The sequence below is a fragment of the Actinomadura sp. 3N508 genome, from assembly GCF_044326375.1.
In the GTDB taxonomy this organism is placed as follows: Bacteria; Actinomycetota; Actinomycetes; order Streptosporangiales; family Streptosporangiaceae; genus Spirillospora.
In genome coordinates this window covers 588,844-607,183 of record NZ_JBIRAX010000005.1, presented here as the reverse complement: position 1 = coordinate 607,183, position 18,340 = coordinate 588,844, and the positions used below count along the sequence as shown (strand labels likewise).

Annotated in this window: 17 protein-coding genes and 1 tRNA gene; 11 read left to right on the top strand and 7 right to left on the bottom strand. The window is 73.5% G+C overall.

Annotated elements, in window-relative coordinates:
- Positions 1-57 precede the first annotated feature (57 nt).
- A complete protein-coding gene (locus ACH34S_RS21550; RefSeq protein WP_395954488.1) occupies positions 58-579 on the bottom strand; it encodes a MarR family winged helix-turn-helix transcriptional regulator in 522 nt (173 codons plus the stop codon).
- Positions 580-637: 58 nt separating this feature from the next.
- Between ACH34S_RS21550 and ACH34S_RS21545 the strand changes: the two genes are divergently transcribed.
- Together ACH34S_RS21545 and ACH34S_RS21540 are read left to right on the top strand one after the other, a co-directional pair.
- Positions 638-2,068, top strand: a complete 1,431-nt coding sequence (locus ACH34S_RS21545) for an MFS transporter (RefSeq protein WP_395954487.1) — start codon at positions 638-640, stop codon at positions 2,066-2,068.
- Between the two features lie 179 nt (positions 2,069-2,247).
- On the top strand, positions 2,248-4,131 hold the full coding sequence (locus ACH34S_RS21540; RefSeq protein WP_395954486.1) for a propionyl-CoA synthetase: 1,884 nt from the start codon (positions 2,248-2,250) through the stop codon (positions 4,129-4,131).
- A gap of 1 nt (position 4,132) precedes the next feature.
- On the opposite strand, the gene ACH34S_RS21535 is transcribed toward ACH34S_RS21540, so the two are convergent.
- Both ACH34S_RS21535 and selD read right to left on the bottom strand, forming a co-directional pair.
- Complete coding sequence (locus ACH34S_RS21535; protein WP_395954485.1) at positions 4,133-4,435, bottom strand: GlsB/YeaQ/YmgE family stress response membrane protein; 303 nt, start codon at positions 4,433-4,435, stop codon at positions 4,133-4,135.
- Positions 4,436-4,594: 159 nt separating this feature from the next.
- Positions 4,595-5,587: a selenide, water dikinase SelD gene (selD, locus tag ACH34S_RS21530; RefSeq protein WP_395954484.1), complete on the bottom strand. Its 993-nt coding sequence runs from the start codon at positions 5,585-5,587 to the stop codon at positions 4,595-4,597.
- A gap of 176 nt (positions 5,588-5,763) precedes the next feature.
- On the opposite strand from selD, the gene ACH34S_RS21525 reads away from it, so the two are divergent.
- The 7 genes from ACH34S_RS21525 to ACH34S_RS21495 all read left to right on the top strand — a co-directional run bounded on the left by ACH34S_RS21525 (position 5,764) and on the right by ACH34S_RS21495 (position 12,054).
- On the top strand, positions 5,764-7,659 hold the full coding sequence (locus ACH34S_RS21525; protein WP_395954483.1) for an AMP-dependent synthetase/ligase: 1,896 nt from the start codon (positions 5,764-5,766) through the stop codon (positions 7,657-7,659).
- A gap of 10 nt (positions 7,660-7,669) precedes the next feature.
- Positions 7,670-7,762 (top strand) — tRNA-Sec (locus ACH34S_RS21520).
- Between the two features lie 45 nt (positions 7,763-7,807).
- A complete protein-coding gene (locus ACH34S_RS21515) occupies positions 7,808-7,987 on the top strand; it encodes a DUF3099 domain-containing protein (RefSeq protein WP_395954482.1) in 180 nt (59 codons plus the stop codon).
- Positions 7,988-8,019: 32 nt separating this feature from the next.
- On the top strand, positions 8,020-8,832 hold the full coding sequence (gene fdhD / locus ACH34S_RS21510; protein ID WP_395954481.1) for a formate dehydrogenase accessory sulfurtransferase FdhD: 813 nt from the start codon (positions 8,020-8,022) through the stop codon (positions 8,830-8,832).
- 68 nt (positions 8,833-8,900) lie between these two features.
- Positions 8,901-9,737: a M24 family metallopeptidase gene (locus tag ACH34S_RS21505; RefSeq protein WP_395954480.1), complete on the top strand. Its 837-nt coding sequence runs from the start codon at positions 8,901-8,903 to the stop codon at positions 9,735-9,737.
- Positions 9,734-11,494 carry an SDR family oxidoreductase gene (locus ACH34S_RS21500; protein WP_395954479.1) on the top strand — a complete coding sequence of 587 codons (1,761 nt, stop codon included), beginning with the start codon at positions 9,734-9,736 and terminating at the stop codon, positions 11,492-11,494. The genes ACH34S_RS21505 and ACH34S_RS21500 overlap by 4 nt, the downstream gene beginning before the upstream one ends.
- 125 nt (positions 11,495-11,619) lie before the next feature.
- A complete protein-coding gene (locus tag ACH34S_RS21495) occupies positions 11,620-12,054 on the top strand; it encodes a CBS domain-containing protein (RefSeq protein WP_395954478.1) in 435 nt (144 codons plus the stop codon).
- A gap of 63 nt (positions 12,055-12,117) precedes the next feature.
- On the opposite strand, the gene ACH34S_RS21490 is transcribed toward ACH34S_RS21495, so the two are convergent.
- Positions 12,118-13,602, bottom strand: coding sequence for a PLP-dependent aminotransferase family protein (locus ACH34S_RS21490; protein ID WP_395954477.1), 1,485 nt, complete (start codon positions 13,600-13,602; stop codon positions 12,118-12,120).
- Between the two features lie 94 nt (positions 13,603-13,696).
- Here ACH34S_RS21490 and ACH34S_RS21485 point away from each other — a divergent pair, with 94 nt between their 5' ends.
- Positions 13,697-14,338 (top strand): YitT family protein, encoded by a 642-nt coding sequence (locus tag ACH34S_RS21485; RefSeq protein ID WP_395954476.1) that lies wholly within the window; start codon positions 13,697-13,699, stop codon positions 14,336-14,338.
- Positions 14,339-14,392: 54 nt separating this feature from the next.
- Here the strand turns inward: ACH34S_RS21485 and ACH34S_RS21480 are convergent, their stop codons facing one another.
- The 3 genes from ACH34S_RS21480 to ACH34S_RS21470 all read right to left on the bottom strand — a co-directional run bounded on the left by ACH34S_RS21480 (position 14,393) and on the right by ACH34S_RS21470 (position 17,289).
- Positions 14,393-15,283 carry a hypothetical protein gene (locus ACH34S_RS21480; protein ID WP_395954475.1) on the bottom strand — a complete coding sequence of 297 codons (891 nt, stop codon included), beginning with the start codon at positions 15,281-15,283 and terminating at the stop codon, positions 14,393-14,395.
- The gene (locus tag ACH34S_RS21475; RefSeq protein WP_395954474.1) at positions 15,280-16,413 is read right to left on the bottom strand and encodes an LD-carboxypeptidase; all 1,134 of its coding nucleotides are present in this window, start codon (positions 16,411-16,413) and stop codon (positions 15,280-15,282) included. The genes ACH34S_RS21480 and ACH34S_RS21475 overlap by 4 nt, the downstream gene beginning before the upstream one ends.
- Before the next feature lie 99 nt (positions 16,414-16,512).
- On the bottom strand, positions 16,513-17,289 hold the full coding sequence (locus ACH34S_RS21470; RefSeq protein ID WP_395954473.1) for an SIR2 family NAD-dependent protein deacylase: 777 nt from the start codon (positions 17,287-17,289) through the stop codon (positions 16,513-16,515).
- Positions 17,290-17,373: 84 nt separating this feature from the next.
- On the opposite strand from ACH34S_RS21470, the gene ACH34S_RS21465 reads away from it, so the two are divergent.
- The gene (locus ACH34S_RS21465) at positions 17,374-18,336 is read left to right on the top strand and encodes a sulfotransferase family protein (protein ID WP_395954472.1); all 963 of its coding nucleotides are present in this window, start codon (positions 17,374-17,376) and stop codon (positions 18,334-18,336) included.
- Positions 18,337-18,340 lie beyond the last annotated feature (4 nt).

Genomic DNA, 18,340 nt, shown 5'->3' with positions numbered 1-18,340 from the left:
GCAACCTTATGGACGCCCGGGGCCTCCGCAAAACCAGATCCCGCACAGAGGGCGGATTCAGCTCCCAGCGGCCTCCGCATGGCCGGGATCCGCGTGGCCGGAATGGGCCTCGAAGTCGTCCATCATGCGGTGCACGAGCCCGGCGAGCCGCTCGCGGTCGCCGGGCGACCAGGCCGCGAGGGCCTCGGAGATCCAGCGGCGCCCGGACGCGCGGATCGACTCGACCGCGCGCAGCCCGGGGCCGCTGAGCCCGACCCGCCGGCAGCGGCCGTCGTCGGGGTCGGGCAGCAGCTCGACGTAGCCGGCCCGCTCGAGCCGCTGAACCTGCCGGGTGACGTGCGGCGCCTCGACGGCGAGCCGTGCGGCCAGCTCGCCCGGCCGCATCGGGCCGTGCTCGGCGAGGGCGCGCAGCAGCGGGACGGCGGCGCGGTCGACCGGGACGCCCGCGGCGATCACCGTGCGGTCGTGCTGCCGGAACCGGGTGAGCAGGTGCGCGACCCGGCTCAGCGCCCGCTCGATCTCCGCGACGTCGTCCGGCTCCGCGGCGTCCGTGATGTCCTGCGGGACCGGTGCCGACATGCCGCTCACCCTACCCCTCTACAATTCATTAACTTAGTTAAGCAAACAGGAGGTTGGCATGACGGGGGTCCGGGCCACGGCGCGCGAGACGGCAGGAAGTCCCGCCGCCGATCCGCCGCGGACCGGCCGCACGCTGCTCGCGCTGGCGGCCGCCGGGATGGTCGTGTCGGTGCAGCAGACCCTGGTGCTCCCGCTGCTGCCCCAGCTCGGCCGCACGTTCGACGCGCCGATCACCGACGTGACGTGGGTGTTCACCGCGTCGCTGCTGGCCGGGGCGGTCGCCACGCCGCTGCTGACGCGGTTCGGCGACATGTACGGCAAGAAGCGGATGATCCTGCTCGCGCTGAGCCTGCTGCTGCTCGGCTCGGTGATCTGCGCGCTGTCGGGGTCGCTGCCCGTGCTCATCGCCGGGCGCGCCGTGCAGGGCGTCTCGTCGTCGCTGATCCCGCTGGCCATCGGCATGATCAGGGACACCTTCCCGCGCGAGCGGATCATCACCGCGATCGGGATCGTCAGCGCCACCATGGGCGTGGGCGGCAGCGCCGGGATGATCGTGACCGGGCTGATCGCCGACCGGACCGCCAGCCACCATCCGGTGTTCTGGATCGCCGCCGCGATCGCCGGCGCCGCGCTGGTGCTGGTGGCCGTGGCGGCCAGGGACGTCGGCGGCCGGAGCGGCGGGCGGCCCGACTACGCGGGCGCGGCGCTGCTCGCCGGGATGCTGTTCTGCCTGCTGCTCGCCATCAGCGAGGGCAACGCGTGGGGCTGGACGTCGGGCGGCGTCCTCGGCCTGTTCGCGGTGGCGGCGGCGCTGTGCGCGGCGTGGGTGGCGACCGAGCTGCGGGTCCGGGCGCCGCTGGTGCGGCTGGCGCTGCTGGTCGGGCCGCGGTCGCTGTCGGCCAACCTCGTGTCCGCGCTGCTCGGCTTCTCCATGTTCGCCGCGTTCACCCTGATCTCGGGCTTCGTGCAGGCGCGGCCGGGCGTCGTCGGGTACGGCCTGGACGGGTCGGTGCTGGACGTCGGCCTCTACATGCTCCCGAACACGGTCACGATGCTGATCTGCTCCACGATGGCGGGCCGGGTCGCCGCCCGGCTCGGCCCCGCCTTCACCCTCGCGCTCGGGGCCGGGTTCGTCGCGCTGTGCTACGTCTGGCTGGCCGTGTCGAACTCGCACGTGTACGACGTCCTCGCGTTCAGCTCCCTGCAGGGCGCCGGGTTCGGGATCGCGTACGCGGCCCTCGGGACGCTCGCCGTCCAGCACGTCCCGATGGACCAGAGCGGCATCGCCAGCGGGATCAACTCGCTCGTCCGCGTCGCGGGCGGCAGCATCGCGGGCGCGATCACCGCGTCGATCCTGGCCGGGCAGGTCATTCCCGGCACTGTGGAGCCCACGCTCGGCGCCTACGAGCTGTGCTTCTGGGTCGTCGCCGCGGGCGCCGTCCTGGCCGCCGCCATCGCCTTCGTGCACGGCCTGCGCCACCCCGACTGAGGCGCCGCGTAGGCCCGGCGCGGAGGGCTCCTCCGCCGGACGCGGGGCGGCGCGGGGCCTTGACGAACCGGGCCCGCGCCATGCCCTATAGGGGTGCGGCCCGGATCGGAGCACGGGGCCGATCGCCGGACAGGGCCGAACCGCCGAGCGGGGCCAGGGACCCGCACCGGGAGGACGACATGGGCGCCTACGCGGCCGCGTACGAACGCAGCATCGCCGATCCGACCCGCTTCTGGGGCCTGGCGGCGCGGGACGTCCGCTGGCTCGTCCCGCCGGACCGGGTGCTGGACGACGGCGCGCCCCCGTTCTACCGCTGGTTCACCGGCGGCGAGCTGAACACCTGCGACAACGCGCTCGACCGGCATGTCGAGGAGGGCCGCGGCGACCAGCCCGCGCTGATCTACGACAGCCCCGTCACCGGCACCGTCCGCACCTACACCTACCGCGAGCTGACCGACCTCGTCGCCCGGTTCGCCGGGGCGCTGCGCGCGCAGGGCGTCGACCGCAGCGACCGTGTCGTGATCTACCTGCCGATGATCCCCGAGGCGGTCATCGCGATGCTCGCCTGCGCGCGGCTCGGCGCGGTGCACTCGGTCGTGTTCGGCGGGTTCGCGGCGCGGGAGCTGGCCGTCCGCATCGACGACGCCCGGCCCAAGGCGGTCGTGTCGGCGTCCTGCGGCATCGAGGGCGGGCGCGTCGTCCCCTACAAGCCGCTGCTGGACCGGGCGCTCGACCTCGCCAAGCACAAGGTGGAGCGGTGCGTGATCCGGCAGCGCGAGCAGTTGCACGCCGACCTCGCCCGGCCGCGCGACGTCGAGTGGGACGAGGCCGTCGCCACCGCCGCGCCCGCCGAGTGCGTGCCCGTCGCCGCCACCGACCCGCTCTACATCCTGTACACGTCGGGGACGACGGGGCGGCCGAAGGGCGTCGTCCGCGACAACGGCGGGCACGCGGTGGCGCTGCGCTGGTCGATGGAGAACGTGTTCGGCGTCGGGCCCGGTGACGTGTTCTGGGCGGCGTCCGACGTCGGCTGGGTCGTCGGGCACTCCTACATCGTGTACGCGCCGCTGCTGACCGGCTGCACGACCGTCCTGTACGAGGGCAAGCCCGTCGGGACGCCGGACGCGGGCGCGTTCTGGCGCGTCGCCGCGCAGCACCGGGTGAAGGCCCTGTTCACCGCGCCGACCGCGATCCGCGCGATCAAGAAGGAGGACCCGGAGGGCGCGCTGCTCGCCGGGCACGACCTGTCGGCGCTCGACACGCTGTTCCTGGCCGGGGAGCGCCTTGACCCCGACACCTACCGGTGGGCGTCGCGCGTCCTGGACCGTCCGGTCATCGACCACTGGTGGCAGACCGAGACGGGCTGGCCGATCGTGGCGAACCTGCGCGGCCTGGAGCCGATGCCGGTCAAGCCCGGTTCCCCGTCCGTGCCGGTCCCCGGCTACGACGTGCGCGTCCTCGGCCCGGACGGCGTGACGGTCCCGGACGGCGAGGACGGCGACATCGCCATCCGCCTCCCCCTGCCGCCCGGCACGCTTCCCACCCTCTGGCAGGACGACGAGCGCTTCGTGGAGTCGTACCTGACCACCTACCCGGGGCACTACCTCACCGGCGACGGCGGCCACGTCGACGAGGACGGCTACGTCTGGGTGATGGGCCGCACCGACGACGTGATCAACGTGGCCGGGCACCGGCTGTCGACCGGGACGATGGAGGAGGTCATCGCCGCCCACCCGGCCGTCGCGGAGTGCGCGGTCATCGGCGTCCACGACGCCCTCAAGGGCCAGGTGCCGCGCGGGCTGGTCGTGCTGAAGAGCGGCGTCCTCGCCGAGCCCGGCGAGGTGTGCGCGGAGCTGGTCGCCATGGTCCGCGACCAGATCGGGCCGGTCGCCGCACTCAAGGAGATCACGGTCGTCGCCGCGCTGCCCAAGACCCGCTCGGGCAAGATCCTGCGGGGCGTGATGCGCGGCCTGGCGGACGGCCGGGAGGTCTCCGTCCCCTCCACGATCGAGGACCCGGACGTCCTGGACGACCTGCGGCCCGTCCTGCGCAAGGCCCCCTGACTCAGGGCGGTTTCGGCCGGCCGGGCGGCTTGGGCCGGTGGACGATCCGCTTGGGCCAGCACACCGCCACCAGGAACACGCCCAGCACGGCGATCGAGATCTGGAAGACCGTCCCCCAGAGGCTCCAGGCCCCCGACACCACGCCGAACAGGTTGGCGAGGGCCGTCCCCGCGAACGCCGCGACGATGCCGACCGAGATCGTGCACCACACCGGCATGCTCTCCCTGCCGGGCGCGACCAGCCGTCCCAGCACCCCGACGACCGCGCCCAGGACAACGGCCGCGGCAAGGCCCCCGAAAGTCATAGCCCCCGTCCTCCAGCCCCACCCGCCGCCGTTCCAACGACGAGCTAAGCTCGACCCCCCTTGTGCCAGGCCCTGGCGAAGGCCCGGTCACGCGGGGCCCTACCCGAACCAAGGACGCCGACACGAAACCCCCGAAACCGCCAGCTCGCGGCAACCTGGTCAGCGGACGACGAGCGTGCGGCGGCCGCGGGCGACCAGCTCGCCGATGACCGTGCCGCCGGGGATCTCCCCCGCGACCAGCAGGCCGCCGGAGATCTGCGCGTCCGCCAGCAGCAGCCGCTCCTCCTCGGCGATCCGGCGGAACTCGGTGTGCGGCGACACCCAGGACAGGTTGCGGCGCGTCCCGCCGGGGACGAACCCGTGCCGCACCGCGGACCGGGCGCCGTCCAGGTACCGGACGGCGGATGCGTCCACGACGGCCGTGACGCCGCTCGCCCGCGCGAGCTTGTAGAGGTGCCCGAGGAGCCCGAACCCGGTGACGTCCGTCGCGCAGGAGATGCCGCGTTCCAAAGCGGCGAGGCCCGCCTCCGCGTTCAGCGCCGTCATCGTCTCGACGGCCTGCGGGAACACCTGCCCGGTCGCCTTGTGGCGGGCGTTGAGGACGCCGACGCCCAGCGGCTTGGTCAGCGACAGCGGGACGCCGGGGCGGCCGGTGTCCAGCCGCAGCAGCCGGTCCGGGTCGGCGATGCCGGTCACGGCCATCCCGTACTTCGGCTCGGGGTCGTCGACGCTGTGCCCGCCGGCGATCGCGCAGCCCGCGAGCGCGGCCACGTCCCGCCCGCCGCGCAGCACCTCGCGGGCCAGCTCGGCGGGCAGCAGGTCGCGGGGCCAGCCGAGCAGGTTGAGCGCCATCAGCGGCTCCCCGCCGATCGCGTAGACGTCGGAGAGCGCGTTGGCGGCGGCGATGCGTCCCCAGTCGTAGGCGTCGTCGACGACGGGGGTGGAGAAGTCGGCGGTGGACACCACGGCGCGGCCGCCGTCGATCCGCAGCACGGCGGCGTCGTCGCCGTCCGCTCCCCCGGCGAGGAGGTCCTCGCCGCCGCCGGTGAGGCCGGCCACGACCCGCTCCAGCTCGGCGGGCGGGATCTTGCTCGCGCAGCCGCCGCCGTGTGCGTACTGCGTGAGGCGGGCGACGGGGGCGAGGCGTGTCACTGGAAGATTTAACGCACAACTACCGCATATGATCAACAAACGGACAGTGCGGGTACGGTCACCGAGGGCGGAGATCCCCGCCCGACCTGCACGGAAATGCGCACACCCCTTGTCCGGACACGGCCTGGCATGATGCGATTCCCTTCTGCAAGTCATCACTTACTTCAAGGGGCGACATGGGGATCCAGGAAGAGAGCGCCGAGCGGAGCTCGTCATCTGATTGGCGGCGGGTGGGGGCTGGAGGACGGGGTTCCGACCTCGATCGGGCGGTCGCCGGGCAGACGATCTGCACGAGCCTCGCCGAGACCGCGGAGCGGCACGGCGCCAGGCCCGCCTACTCCGACCGGGTCGACGGCGAATGGACCACCCTCACCTGGGCGGACACGCGCACCCGTGCGCTGGAGATCGCCGCCGGGTTCGCCGCCCTCGGCCTGGCGCCCGGCGACGTCGTCGCGCTGATGATGCCGAACCGCTCCGAGCACGTCCTGGCCGACCTCGGCGCCGTCCACGCAGGCGGAACCCCCACCACCGTGTACGCGACGCTGGCGCCCGACCAGATCGCGTTCGTCGCCGGGCACTGCGCCGCGAAGTACGCCGTCCTGGACGGCAAGGACCAGCTCGACCGCTGGCTGCCCGTCCTGGACCGCCTCCCCGCCCTCCGCACGATCATCGTCGTGGACGCCGCCGCCTGCCCGCCCGGCGACCGCTTCCTCACCTGGGACGCCTTCACCGGGCTCGGCCGCGCCGAGCTGGCCGCCGACCCCGCCGAGATCGACCGCCGCTGGCAGACCGTGTCACCGGACGACACCGTCACGCTCCTCTACACCTCCGGCACGACCGGGGACCCGAAGGGCGTCCTGATCACGCACTCGATGGTGCTGCACGAGGCGGAGATGCTGCAGCGCAGCTCGGCCCGCACCGAGCACCCGGCCGGGATCTCCTACCTGCCGTTCGCGCACATCGCCGACCGCGTCCTCAGCTGCTACCTGCCCATCCGGCTCGCCGCCCACATCCACTTCTGCCCGGACCCGGCCCAGCTCGCCGGCATGCTCGGCCAGGTACGGCCGCACTCGTTCTTCGGCGTCCCCCGGGTCTGGGAGAAGATCATGGCCGGCATCCAGGCGGTGCTGGCCGCCGAACAGGACGAGACCAGGAAGCAGGCCGTCGCCAACGCCCTCGAAGCCGGCCGCGCCTACGTGACGGCCCAGGAGTACGGCAACACCCCCACCCCCGAGATCACCGCCGCCTTCGAGGCGGCCGACGCGGCCGTCCTGACTCCCATGCGCGCCCTCCTCGGCCTGGACCGCGTCACTTCCGCGTCCAGCGCCGCCGCCCCGCTGCCCCTGGAGGTCGCCCGCTTCTTCGCGGGGCTCGGCATGAAGATCTTCGACGCCTACGGGATGACCGAGACCACCGGCGCGATCACCGCCAACCTCTCCGACTGCTTCAAGCTCGGCACCGTCGGCCGCCCCCTCGAAGGCGTCGAACTCCGCCTCGCCGACGACGGCGAGATCCTCGTCCGCGGCGCGACGTGCACCCCCGGCTACCTGAGCCGCCCGGACGCGACCGCCGACCTCATCGACCCCGACGGGTGGATCCGCACCGGCGACGTCGGCCGCCTGGACGCCGACGGCTTCCTCACGGTCATCGACCGCAAGAAAGAACTGATCATCACCGCCGGCGGCGAGAACATCGCCCCGTCCCTGATCGAGAACCACCTCAAAGAGCACCCGCTCATAGGCCAGGCCCTCGCCTACGGCGACCGCCGCCCCCACGTAGTCGCGCTGATCACCCTGGACGGCGAGGTGGCCCCCGCCTGGGCGGCCACCCGGGGCATCGAAGCCACCGACCTGGCCGCACTGGCCGGACACCCCACCATCCTGGAAGAGATCACCAAGGCCGTCGAGGCCGCCAACGCCCGCCTGGCCCGCGTCCAGCAGGTCAAGACATGGCGCCTGCTCCCCGCCGAATGGACCGCCGAGAGCGAGGAGCTGACCCCGACCCTCAAGCTGAAGCGCCGCGTGGTCCACACCAAGTACGCCTCCGCCATCGCCGCCCTGTACACCCACTAAGATCACCGGCGGAGGCGTGTGAGCGCCTGGTGGCCTCCCCGGCCTTCAAAGCCGACGGTCCCGAGCACCTCGGGACGGCGGGTTCGATTCCCGTACGCCTCCGCTCTCCTCCCCCGGCCCCTGCGGGCGGGGCGCGTAGCGTGGGTGCATGAGGCGCCGCAGGGTGGTCTACGGGATCATGATGGGGACGTGCCTCGCGCTGTTCGTGCTGGCCTGGGCGGTGGTCCGGGTGTACTCGACGCCCGCCGCGGTCGCGATGTCGGTGGTGGCGATGGTGATCCCGCCGTTCGCGGCGATGGTGGCGAACTGGAACATCGACCGCCGCTGACCCGGCGGGGTTCGGCGGGTACGGTGACCGTTATGGGGCGGATCACCGTGCGCAGGCCCGTGTTGCGGCTGAGCACGTCCGGGACGCGGGGGCGCAGGCCCGACACGCTGGCGGTGGAGGAGCCGCTGGAGATCCGTGTCGCGGGCAAGCCGCTGACGATCACGATGCGGACGCCGGGGCACGACTTCGATCTCGTCGCCGGGTTCCTCGCCGCCGAGGGCGTGATCTCGGGCGCGGATGATCTGGCGACGATGCGGTACTGCGCCGACACCGAGGAGCAGAACACTCTGGACGTGGTCCTCGCACCCGGCGTCGCGCCGCCGGACGACTCGATGACCAGGGCGTTCACGACGACGAGCGCCTGCGGGGTGTGCGGGAAGTCGAGCATCGAGGCGCTGCGCGCCGACCGGCCCTACGAGGTGGCCGGCGACCCGCTGCGGATCACGCCGGGCCTGCTCGCGGAGCTGCCGGGACGGCTGCGGGAGGCGCAGCGGGTCTTCGACCGGACGGGCGGCCTGCATGCGGCCGGGCTGTTCGACGCGGGCGGCGGGCTGCTCGCGCTGCGGGAGGACGTCGGGCGGCACAACGCGGTCGACAAGGTGATCGGCTGGGCGCTGCGCCAGGGGCGGCTGCCGCTCACCGGGACCGTGCTGATGGTGAGCGGGCGCGCGTCGTTCGAGCTGACGCAGAAGGCGATGACCGCCGGTGTGCCGGTGCTGGCGGCCGTTTCGGCGCCATCGTCGCTGGCGGTGGAGCTGGCCGAGGACGCGGGCATGACGCTCGTCGGGTTCCTGCGGGGAGAGACCATGAACGTCTACACGGGAGCCGAGCGCTTCGACCTGTGAGCGGCCAGGTGGCCGGCCTCACGCCCGGGCCTCTTGACCTGGCTCCCGTTCGGCGCTTTATTAACTCTGTGTCCAATAATGTGGCGCTCGCCCGCGTGCACGACGCCGCGGAGCTCGAGCGATTCCGTGCCGTCCAGCGCCTGTGCTACCGGTGCGCCGACGAGATCGCCGCGACGCTCGAACCGGGCGTGACCGAGCGGGAGGCGTGCCGGCGGATGCGGCGGTGGCTGCGCGAGCGCGGCGTGGACGACTGGCTGCACACCCCGTTCGCCTGGTTCGGCGACCGGACGGCGTTCCGCGGCTTCAAGCTCCCGACGCAGTTCCTCCCCAGCCGGACGCGGCTGGAGGAGGGGATGCCCTACATCCTCGACATGGCCCCGGTGCGAGGCGGCTACTCCGCCGACATCGGGTACGGCGGCGTCCTCGGCGAGAACCGGATCTGGGAGCGCCTGGACGCCGATCTCGCCGCCTACCGGACGCTCATCCTCGAGCTTGTCCGCGAGCGCCGCACGTTCGCCGAGATCTACGCCGAGGTGGACGCGCTCATCGACCGGCAGGGCTACCAGAACCGGCACCGCAAGTACCCGGGACGGGTCATCGGCCACCAGGTCGGGATCATCGGCGGGATCCTTCCGAAGCGCGTCGGGTTCCCGTTCGGCGTGCGGTTCCTGCAGACCATCGGGCGCGAGCTCGTCAAGGAGCGTCTCGAAGGGCGCTCGCCGCTGTGGAACGGGGCCGCGCAGTCGCAGCATCCGCCGACGCCTGGCCTGTGGGCGGTGGAGCCGCATATCGGGTTCCGGGGCGTGGGCGTGAAGTTCGAGGAGATCCTCGTGGTCACCGAGGACGACGCGTACTGGCTCGACGAGGACCTCCCGCACGTGCGCCGCTGGGAGGCGCTGTCATGACGGGCGTCAGCGGGCGGCGCGTGCGCGGTGACGGGGTTGATCTGGCCGTCTACGAGCAGGGCGACCGGGCGCGGCCCACCGTGCTGCTCGTGCATGGGTATCCGGACACGCACGCCGTCTGGGACGAAGTGGCCGGACGGCTCGCCGAGCGGTTCCACGTCGTCCGGTACGACGTGCGCGGCGCGGGTGCGTCGTCCAGGCCGTTCGGGCGCAGGCACTACGCGTTCGAGCACCTGATGGCCGACATGCGGGCCGTGCTGGACGCCACCGCGCAAGGCCGCCCGGTGCATCTCGTGGGGCACGACTGGGGGTCGATCCAGTCGTGGGAGGCGGTCTGCACGATGCCGGAGCGCTTCGCGTCCTTCACCTCGATCTCCGGGCCGTGCCTGGACCACGTCGCGCACTGGACGCGGCGGACGCTGGCCCGCCCGACGCCGTCCAACCTGAAGCGGGCGGCGGGGCAGGCCGTGCGGTCCTGGTACATCTACTTCTTCCAGACGCCGGTGCTGCCGGAGCTGGTGTGGCTCGCCGGGATGTCCCGGCCGTTCACGCGGGCGCTGGAGGCGGGCGAGGGCGTCGCGGCGCGGGACGGGCATCCGGCCCGGACGATGGGGCGCGACGGCGCGGCAGGCGTCGGGCTGTACCGGGCGAACATGGTGCGGCGGCTGACGCGGCCGCGCGACCGGCGCACGGACGTGCCGACGCAGGTCATCGTCCCGACCAGGGACCTGTTCGTCTCGCCGCATCTGGTCGGCGGGCTGGCGGGGCGCGTCCCGAACCTGTCGCTGCGGCCGGTCGCCGCCGGGCACTGGGTGCCGCGCAGCCACCCGGACGCCGTCGCCCGCTGGATCGCCGAGCACGTCACCGGCGTCGAGGGCGGGCCCCTGACCGCCACCGAGTCGCGTGGGCTGCGGCGCGCTAGGGTCGTGCCGGGCAGGCGCCCGTTCGACGGGTCGCTCGTGGTCGTGACCGGCGCGGGCAGCGGGATCGGGCGGGCCACCGCGCTGGCGTTCGCCGAGCGAGGCGCCGAGGTGATCGCCGCCGATCTCGACCTGGCCACCGCCCAGCGGACCGCGGAACTCGCCGGTCTGCTGGGCCCGGAGGGCCACGCGTTCAAGGTGGACGTGTCCGACCCCGCGGCGATGGAGGACTTCGCCAAGTCCGTCCTGCACGACCACGGGGTGCCGGACGTCGTCGTCAACAACGCCGGGATCGGCATGGCCGGATCGTTCCTCGACCACACCGCCGACGACTGGCGGAAGGTCCTGGACGTCAACCTGTGGGGCGTCATCCACGGATCGCGGCTCTTCGCCGAGCAGATGGTGGAGCGCGGGCAGGGCGGCCACATCGTGAACACCTCGTCGGCGGCGGCGTTCACACCGTCCCGGGCCCTGTCCGCCTACGCGACGAGCAAGGCGGCCGTGCTGATGCTGTCGGAGTGCCTGCGCGCCGAGCTGAAGGGCAAGGGCATCGGGGTCAGCGCCGTCTGCCCCGGCATCGTCGACACCAACATCACCCGGACGTCCCGGTTCGTCGGCCAGGACGGGGAAGGCGAGGCGCGCAGCCAGGAGCGGGCCGCGCGGGCCTACGCACGGCGGAACTTCGGCCCGGACGGCGTGGCTGAGGAGATCGTCGCGGCCGTCCTGCGGGACAGGGCCGTCGTCCCGGTCACGCCGGAGGCACGCCTCGGCTACGCGGCGTCGCGCGCGGCCCCCGGCCTCATGCGCCTTCTGGCCCGGCTCGACGTGGGCCGATGAACGGTTTACCCGCGCGGGGTTCCCCCAAGGTCCGGAACATGCGACCTTGGCAGGACAGGCCCAGCGGCCCCGCCCCGTTGCGACAGGGGTCCGCACGGGCCCGGAACGGCACCGGAGCGTGAGGCATGCGGATTCGCGACATCCTGCGGAGGAAGGGAGACGCGGTGGCCACGGTTCGTCCCGAGGCCACCGTGCGGCAGCTGCTCGCCGTCCTGGCGGAGCACAACATCGGGGCGGTGGTGGTCTCGCCGGACGGCGCGTCCATCGCCGGGATCGTGTCCGAACGAGACGTGGTACGGCGGATGCACGAGCGCGGCGCGGTGCTGCTCGACCGTCCCGTCTCCGACATCATGACCTCGGAGGTCCGCAGCTGCGGCCCCGCCGACAAGGTCGAGGACCTGCGCCGCACCATGACCGAGCACCGGATCCGGCACGTGCCCGTCGTCGAGGACGGGCGGCTGGCCGGGATCGTCAGCATCGGCGACGTGGTCAAGAGCGCCATCGACGAGCTGGAGAGCGAGCGGGAGCACCTGGTCGGCTACATCCAGAACGTGCAGTAGCCCATCGGGCGCGGCGGGCCGCCGGACGGATCGTCCGGCGGCCCGTTCACACGTGGCCGGCCTTCACACGTAGGCGGGCAGCTGGCGCGCGGCGGGGGCCGCCTCCGCCTCGCGGAAGGCCAGCGCGAGCCGCTCCACGGCCGGGCGCAGCGTCTCCGGCGGCAGGACGAACGGCAGCCGGACGTAGTCCTCCAGGACGCCGTCCACGCCGAACACCGGGCCGCCGACGACCCGGACGCCGAGCCGCTCGGCCGCCTCCGCCAGCCGCGTCGCGACCGGCGCGCCGATCCGCGCCCACAGCGACATGCCGCCCGCGGGCAGCCCGAACTCCCACCCGGGCAGCAGCTCGCGCAGCGCCGCGGCGAGCGCGTCCCGGTTCCGGCACAGGCTCTCCGCGCGCTCGGCCCGGACCTCCTCCACCCGCAGCAGCAGTTCCCGGACGATCAGCTGCTCCAGCACCGGGCTCGCCATGTCCGACGGCTCGCGGGCGATGGTCAGCCGGCGGGCCAGCGGCGCGGTGGTGCGGATCCAGCCGATGCGCAGCCCGCCCCACATCAGCTTGGACGCCGACCCGATCGTGACGACCCGGCCGCCGGAGTCGTAGGCGGCGAGCGGCGGCTCGCGCGGCGCGTCCACGTCGAGGGCGAGGTCGGCGAACGTCTCGTCGGTGACGAGGAACGCGTCGGCGCGGCGCGCGGCGTCGACGAGCGCGGCGCGCTCGGCGGCGGGCATGAGGTGCCCGGTCGGGTTCTGGAAGTCGGGGATCGTGTAGGCCATCCGGACGGCGGCCTGCCGCATCGCGCCCGCGATGAGCTCGACGTCCCAGCCCTCGTTGACGCCGACCGGGACGAGCCGCGTCCCGCGGGCCCGCAGCGCGCCGAGCGCGTGCGGGTAGGTCGGGCGCTCCACCATCACGGCGTCGCCGGGCTCGGCCAGGACCTGCGCGAGCAGGGTGAACGCGTGCTGGGCCCCGGTGGTGACGACGATCTGGTCCGGGCGGGTCGGGACGCCGCGCGCCGCGTAGCCGTCCGCGATGACCTGCCGCAGGCCCGCCAGGCCCGCGGGCTCGTAGCCGGGGCCCGAGCTGTAGCGGGGCAGCTCGTCGACGGCGGCGGCGACGGCCTCGTCGAAGATCGCCGGGGCGCCGGGGGTGGCGCAGCCGAGGTCGATGAACGACGGGTCGTCGGGCACCGGATCGGCCATCCCGAACCGGCCGCCGCGCCGGGCGCCGTCCGCCGCCGCCGCGACGTGCGGCTCGGCCGAGGTCATCCGGACCGGGGGCAGGACCGTCCAGGTGCCCGCGCCCTGCCGGCTCTCGACGTAGCCCTCGTCGCGGAGCCGGTCGTAGGCGGCGGTGACGGTGGTGCGGCTGAGGCCGAGCGCGGCGGCGAGGTCGCGTTCCGCCGGGAGCCTGGTGCGCAGGGCGAGCCGCCCGTCCAGGACGAGGCCGCGCACCGACCGGGCGAGCGCCGCGTAGACGGGCCGCTCCCCCGAGACGCCGCCCAGCAGCCGGGCCAGGTGCGGGCCGCTCACATACCGTGTGTTCACACAAGCCACTTTCCCATATTGGCCCTGTAAGTACCAGGCCACTCTGCGCCAGAGTGGTCGAGACGATGCCACTGATGGGTTTTGGAGCGGGGTAATGGCCTTGATGGTGCGCCGGTTGGTGCAGCTGTACGTCGGATTGGCCTTGTACGGGCTGGGGATCGCCCTACAGGTGTCGTCCGGTCTCGGGAACGACCCGTGGGACGTCTTCCACCAGGGCCTGTCCCGGCGCTTCGGCCTGTCGATCGGCGTCTGGATCATCATCGTGGGCGTGGTGGTCATGCTCGCGTGGATCCCGCTGCGGCAGCGGCCCGGCATCGGGACGATCAGCAACGTCGTCCTGGTCGGCGTGTTCGCGGACCTGTTCCTGTGGCTGCTGCCCGAGCCGGGCGCGCTCGCCGCGCGCTGGGCGTACCTGGTCACCGCCGTGCTGGTCGGCGGGTTCGCGACCGGCTGCTACATCGGCGCGGGACTCGGCCCCGGCCCGCGCGACGGGCTGATGACCGGGATCGCCGCGCGCGGCCGGTCCATCCGCGTGGTGCGGACGGCGATCGAGCTGACCGTGCTCGCCGCCGGCTGGCTGCTCGGCGGTACCGTCGGCATCGGGACGCTCCTCTACGCGCTGGCGATTGGCCCGCTGACGCACGTGTTCCTGCCCGCCCTGACGATCAGGCAGCCCGCCCGGGACGCGGACCCGGCCGCGGAGCCCGATCCGAAGCCTGAACCCGCCCGCGCCTAGCGGCAGTAAGGCCGCTCTTGGGCGAGCCGGGGGTGATCACAAGCCGCGGGCGGCTCAGCGTTCGGCGGCGAGTGTGGCCAGGACGGTGGAGAACTCCTGGGGCAGGACCAGCTGGTCGCCCTCGTAGCGGGTTTCGAGGTAGGTCATCTCACCGGTGCGCCACCAGTACAGGTGCGGGCTGAGCGAGCCCGGCCCCTCCTCGTAGGCGCGGTGGGCCTGGGCCTGCAGTTCCGTCGCGGCGGCCACGGCCGTGTTGTAGCGGGCCCTCGGGTGGCCTTCGGCGAGGCGGAGCGGGTAGGTGACGATGAGGCTGCGGTTGGGGGCGATGACCAGCGCGCCGTGCGGGCCGATCTGCAGGTACTCCTCCAGCCACGCCAGGTGGGTGGCGACGTAGAACGTCCAGCCGTGCAGGACGGAGACGCGGACGCCGCCGAGGTCCTGCTCGTCGACCTGGAGCGGTCCGTCGCCGCGGACGTTCGCCCGGCCGAGCATGAACAGCGCGTCGCCGGACACCGGCCAGCCGTTCATCTCGTCCTTGCTGAGCGTCCGGACGGACGTCGGCGTGTCGACGACCACGACCTCGATCAGGCCAGGCGCGAACGGGCGGGCGGCCAGCCCGCCGTTGTCGGCCTCGTCCGGGTAGATGCGGGTGCGCAGCAGATGCTGGGCGAGGTCGAAGTCGCTGAGGTCGAGCGGCTCCTCCATCGAGGTGACGATGGTGGTGACGTAGTCGGACACGACGGCCGGCCAGTCCGTGCGGGGCACGAGCCGGGCGAGCTGCCGCACGTCCCGCATGTTGACGGGCAGGCGCGTCGGGCCCTCCAGCATCATGATCTCGCCGGGGCCTGGGCGGCAGCTGTAGCCGAGGCTCTCGGCGACGAGTACGAGCAGCGAGTTGAGGGTGCCGTCGTCCCATGGACGGGAACGTGCGTGGCGGCCGCTCATCGCGCACCTCCTGGGGGCGCTACAAGGGTGAGCGCGCCGGCATGCGGCACGGCGGGGTCCGGACCTGGATCAAGAGAACTGGTGTCGTGCAGGGTGGTATCGAGCAAGGCGGGGGCACCGAGCTCCAGGGTACGCTGCCGCGGGCCGTGGCCCGCCGCGACGCCCGCGAGGACGGGGACGCCGAGCGGCCCGAGCCGCGCGGCGAACACCGAGTCGAGCTCGGCGGGGTCGCCGCAGTCGCGCCAGGAGCCGAGCGCGATCCCGGCGGCGCCGTCGAACCAGCCCGCCTGGAGGAGCTGGACGAGCATCCGGTCGACCCGGTAGGGCGCCTCGGTGACGTCCTCCAGGAAGACGATGCGCCCGGCGGCGGGCGGCGGCGCGTACGGGGTGCCGAGCAGGGCGGTCAGGAGCGACAGGGTGCCGCCGGTCAGCGGGCCCTCCGCGCGTCCGGGACGCAGCGCGTGCGTGCCGGACAGCGTGACGGGGCCGCCGAACAGGGCGGCGCGGAGGCCGTCGAGCGTTTCGTCGGGCATGCCCTCCGATACGGCCGGGGCGAGGTCCGCGATCAGTCCGGCGGGCATGGGGCCGAAGGAGGTCGTGACGCCGAGGCGCGTCCCGAAGGCGGCGTGCAGGGCGGTGACGTCGCTGGAGCCGTGCAGGATCTTCGGCCCGCGGCCGCCCGCGGCGGACGCCTCCGTCGCGGCGGCGAGGGCGTCCCAGTCGAGATGGTCCAGGACGCGGGTGGCGCCGTAGCCGCCCCGGGCGCAGATCACCGCGCGGACGCGCAAATCGCACCAGGCGTGCTGGAGGTCGGCGGCCCGGTCGGCGTCACTCCCGGCCAAACAGTGCCAACCATCTCGGAGCGGTCCATAATCACCCAAGTTGACACGGTCGAGGGCATGCTTGCCCACCACCGCGTCAAGACCGAGATCGCGGAGCGCCGCGCAGCCCGCCTCCAGGCGGGCGGGGTCGGCGGGGCCGCTGGGCGCGATCACGACGACCCGGTCACCGGGCCGCAATCGCCCGTACCTGCGGGTCTTCCGGGACCGGGCCGGGCCGCCCGGCAGGCCGGCGCCGGGCGCGTCCGACGGCTCCGCGGCCGCCTCCGCGCGGGCACCCCCGCTGTTCAACCCGATCCCTCCTCGCACCGCGACGGATAGAGCTTGTCAGGATCCGGACGCCGGTGGAAGAGGCGACCGGTCACGACCCCCCAACAGATCATCTCCCGGTCATCTTCCCGTACCGAGCGCGATTCGGGCGAGGCGTGGGAGCGACTCGCCGATCGGCTGCCGCAGCACCGCGTCGGCCAGGTCATCGTAGGGCGTCTCCTCCGCGTTGATGATCACCAGCCGGGCGCCGTGGTCGACCGCCTCCAGGCACAGCCCGGCGGCGGGCTGGACGGTCAGCGACGTGCCGACCGCCAGGAACAGGTCGCAGGACCGGGCCGCGGTGATCGCCGCGTCGAGGACGTCCCGGTCGAGCGGCTGCCCGAAGGAGATCGTCGCGGACTTCTGGATGCCGCCGCAGGCGGCGCAGGGCGGATCGTCCTCGCCGGCGTCGATGCGCGCGAGGATCTCGGGCATCGGGGTGCGCAGGTCGCAGGACAGGCAGACGGCCTCGCGCATGGAGCCGTGGATCTCGATGATCTTGCCGGCGGAGGTGCCGGCGCGCTGGTGCAGCCCGTCGATGTTCTGGGTGATCAGGGCGCGGAGGCGGCCGGCCCGCTCCAGCTCGACGAGGGCGGCGTGGGCGGCGTTGGGCTCGGAGTCCCAGACCGGGCTGTCGCGGCGGGAGCGCCACGTGCGGCGGCGCACCTCCCGGACGGTGACGTAGGCGTCGATCGTGGCCGTCTCCGCCGCCTCCGGGTCCATCGTCCAGACGCCCTGGGGGCCCCGGAAGTCGGGGATCCCGCTGTCGGTCGAGATTCCGGCGCCGGTCAGCACGGTGATCGCCGCGGCGCCGGGAAGAAACTCGGCGAGCGTCTGGGGAGCGTCCACCCGCAACATGTTAGGCCCCGAACGGATATCCGCCGAGCTCACGGAGCGTCACGGACGGACCGGTCTTCAAAAGGTGACAAACTTGGGCCTGGTATGAGGTCGACACCGCACATCCTGGTGGTCAACGGCACCAAGGTCCGCCGCCCGGTGTTCATCCTGGGCGCTCCGCACTCCGGTGCGGAGCTGCTGGCGCGTGCGGTGAAACGCTCGCCCGGGTTCCATCTGACCACCGGCCGTCATGGCGTGCTGCGCGTCACGTACGCGTTCGCGCGGCAGCCGTCGATCGCGACCGAGCGCGGGAAGGGCGCGGCACGGGTCCTGCGCGACGCGTGCGCCGAGGCGTGGCTCGTGTCGGCCCGGGCCTGCGCGCAGTGCCCGGACGAGTGCCGCGCGCTGGCCGGCCTCGCGCCACGGCGGCCGGGGCGGTCCGGACCCGCCGAGCGTCCCGGCGGCGAACAGGCGGAGCCGTGCGTGGAGCCGTCGGGGATCGTGCGGTTCGCCGACGCCTCGCCCGATCTGATCTACAGCGCCGACGTGCTGCTCGACGCCTTCCCGGACGCGCAGCTCGTGCAGCTCATCCGGGACGGCCGCGACGTGGTCGCCGAAATGCTCGACGACGAGCGCTGCCTGGCCTGGTTCAAGCCCGGCCTCGCGAACCTCGACACCGTGTTCCCGAACCCGTTCTTCGGCGTCGAGGACCACACCGAGCGGAGCCGGTGGCCGCGCGCCGCGCTCGCCGTCAAGTGCGCGCTGCGCTGGCGCGGGTCGGTGCGGCTCAGCGCGCGGCTGCGGCAGCAGGTCCCGGAGGAGCAGCTGCTGACCGTCCGGTACGAGGAACTGGCGGCCAGGCCACGCCGCGTCGGCGCGGCCCTGTCGGAGTACCTGGACGCGCCGATCTCCAGGACGGCCCTGTCCGGCCTGGTCCGCCCCGGGGACGACGACGCCGGGGTCGGGTCGTGGCGGGAGCGGCTGACGGCGCGGCAGGCCGCCCAGGTCGAGAAGGTCGCCGGGACGGAGCTGCGGCGGCTCGGCTACCGCCTCGGCTCGGACCTCTGAACCC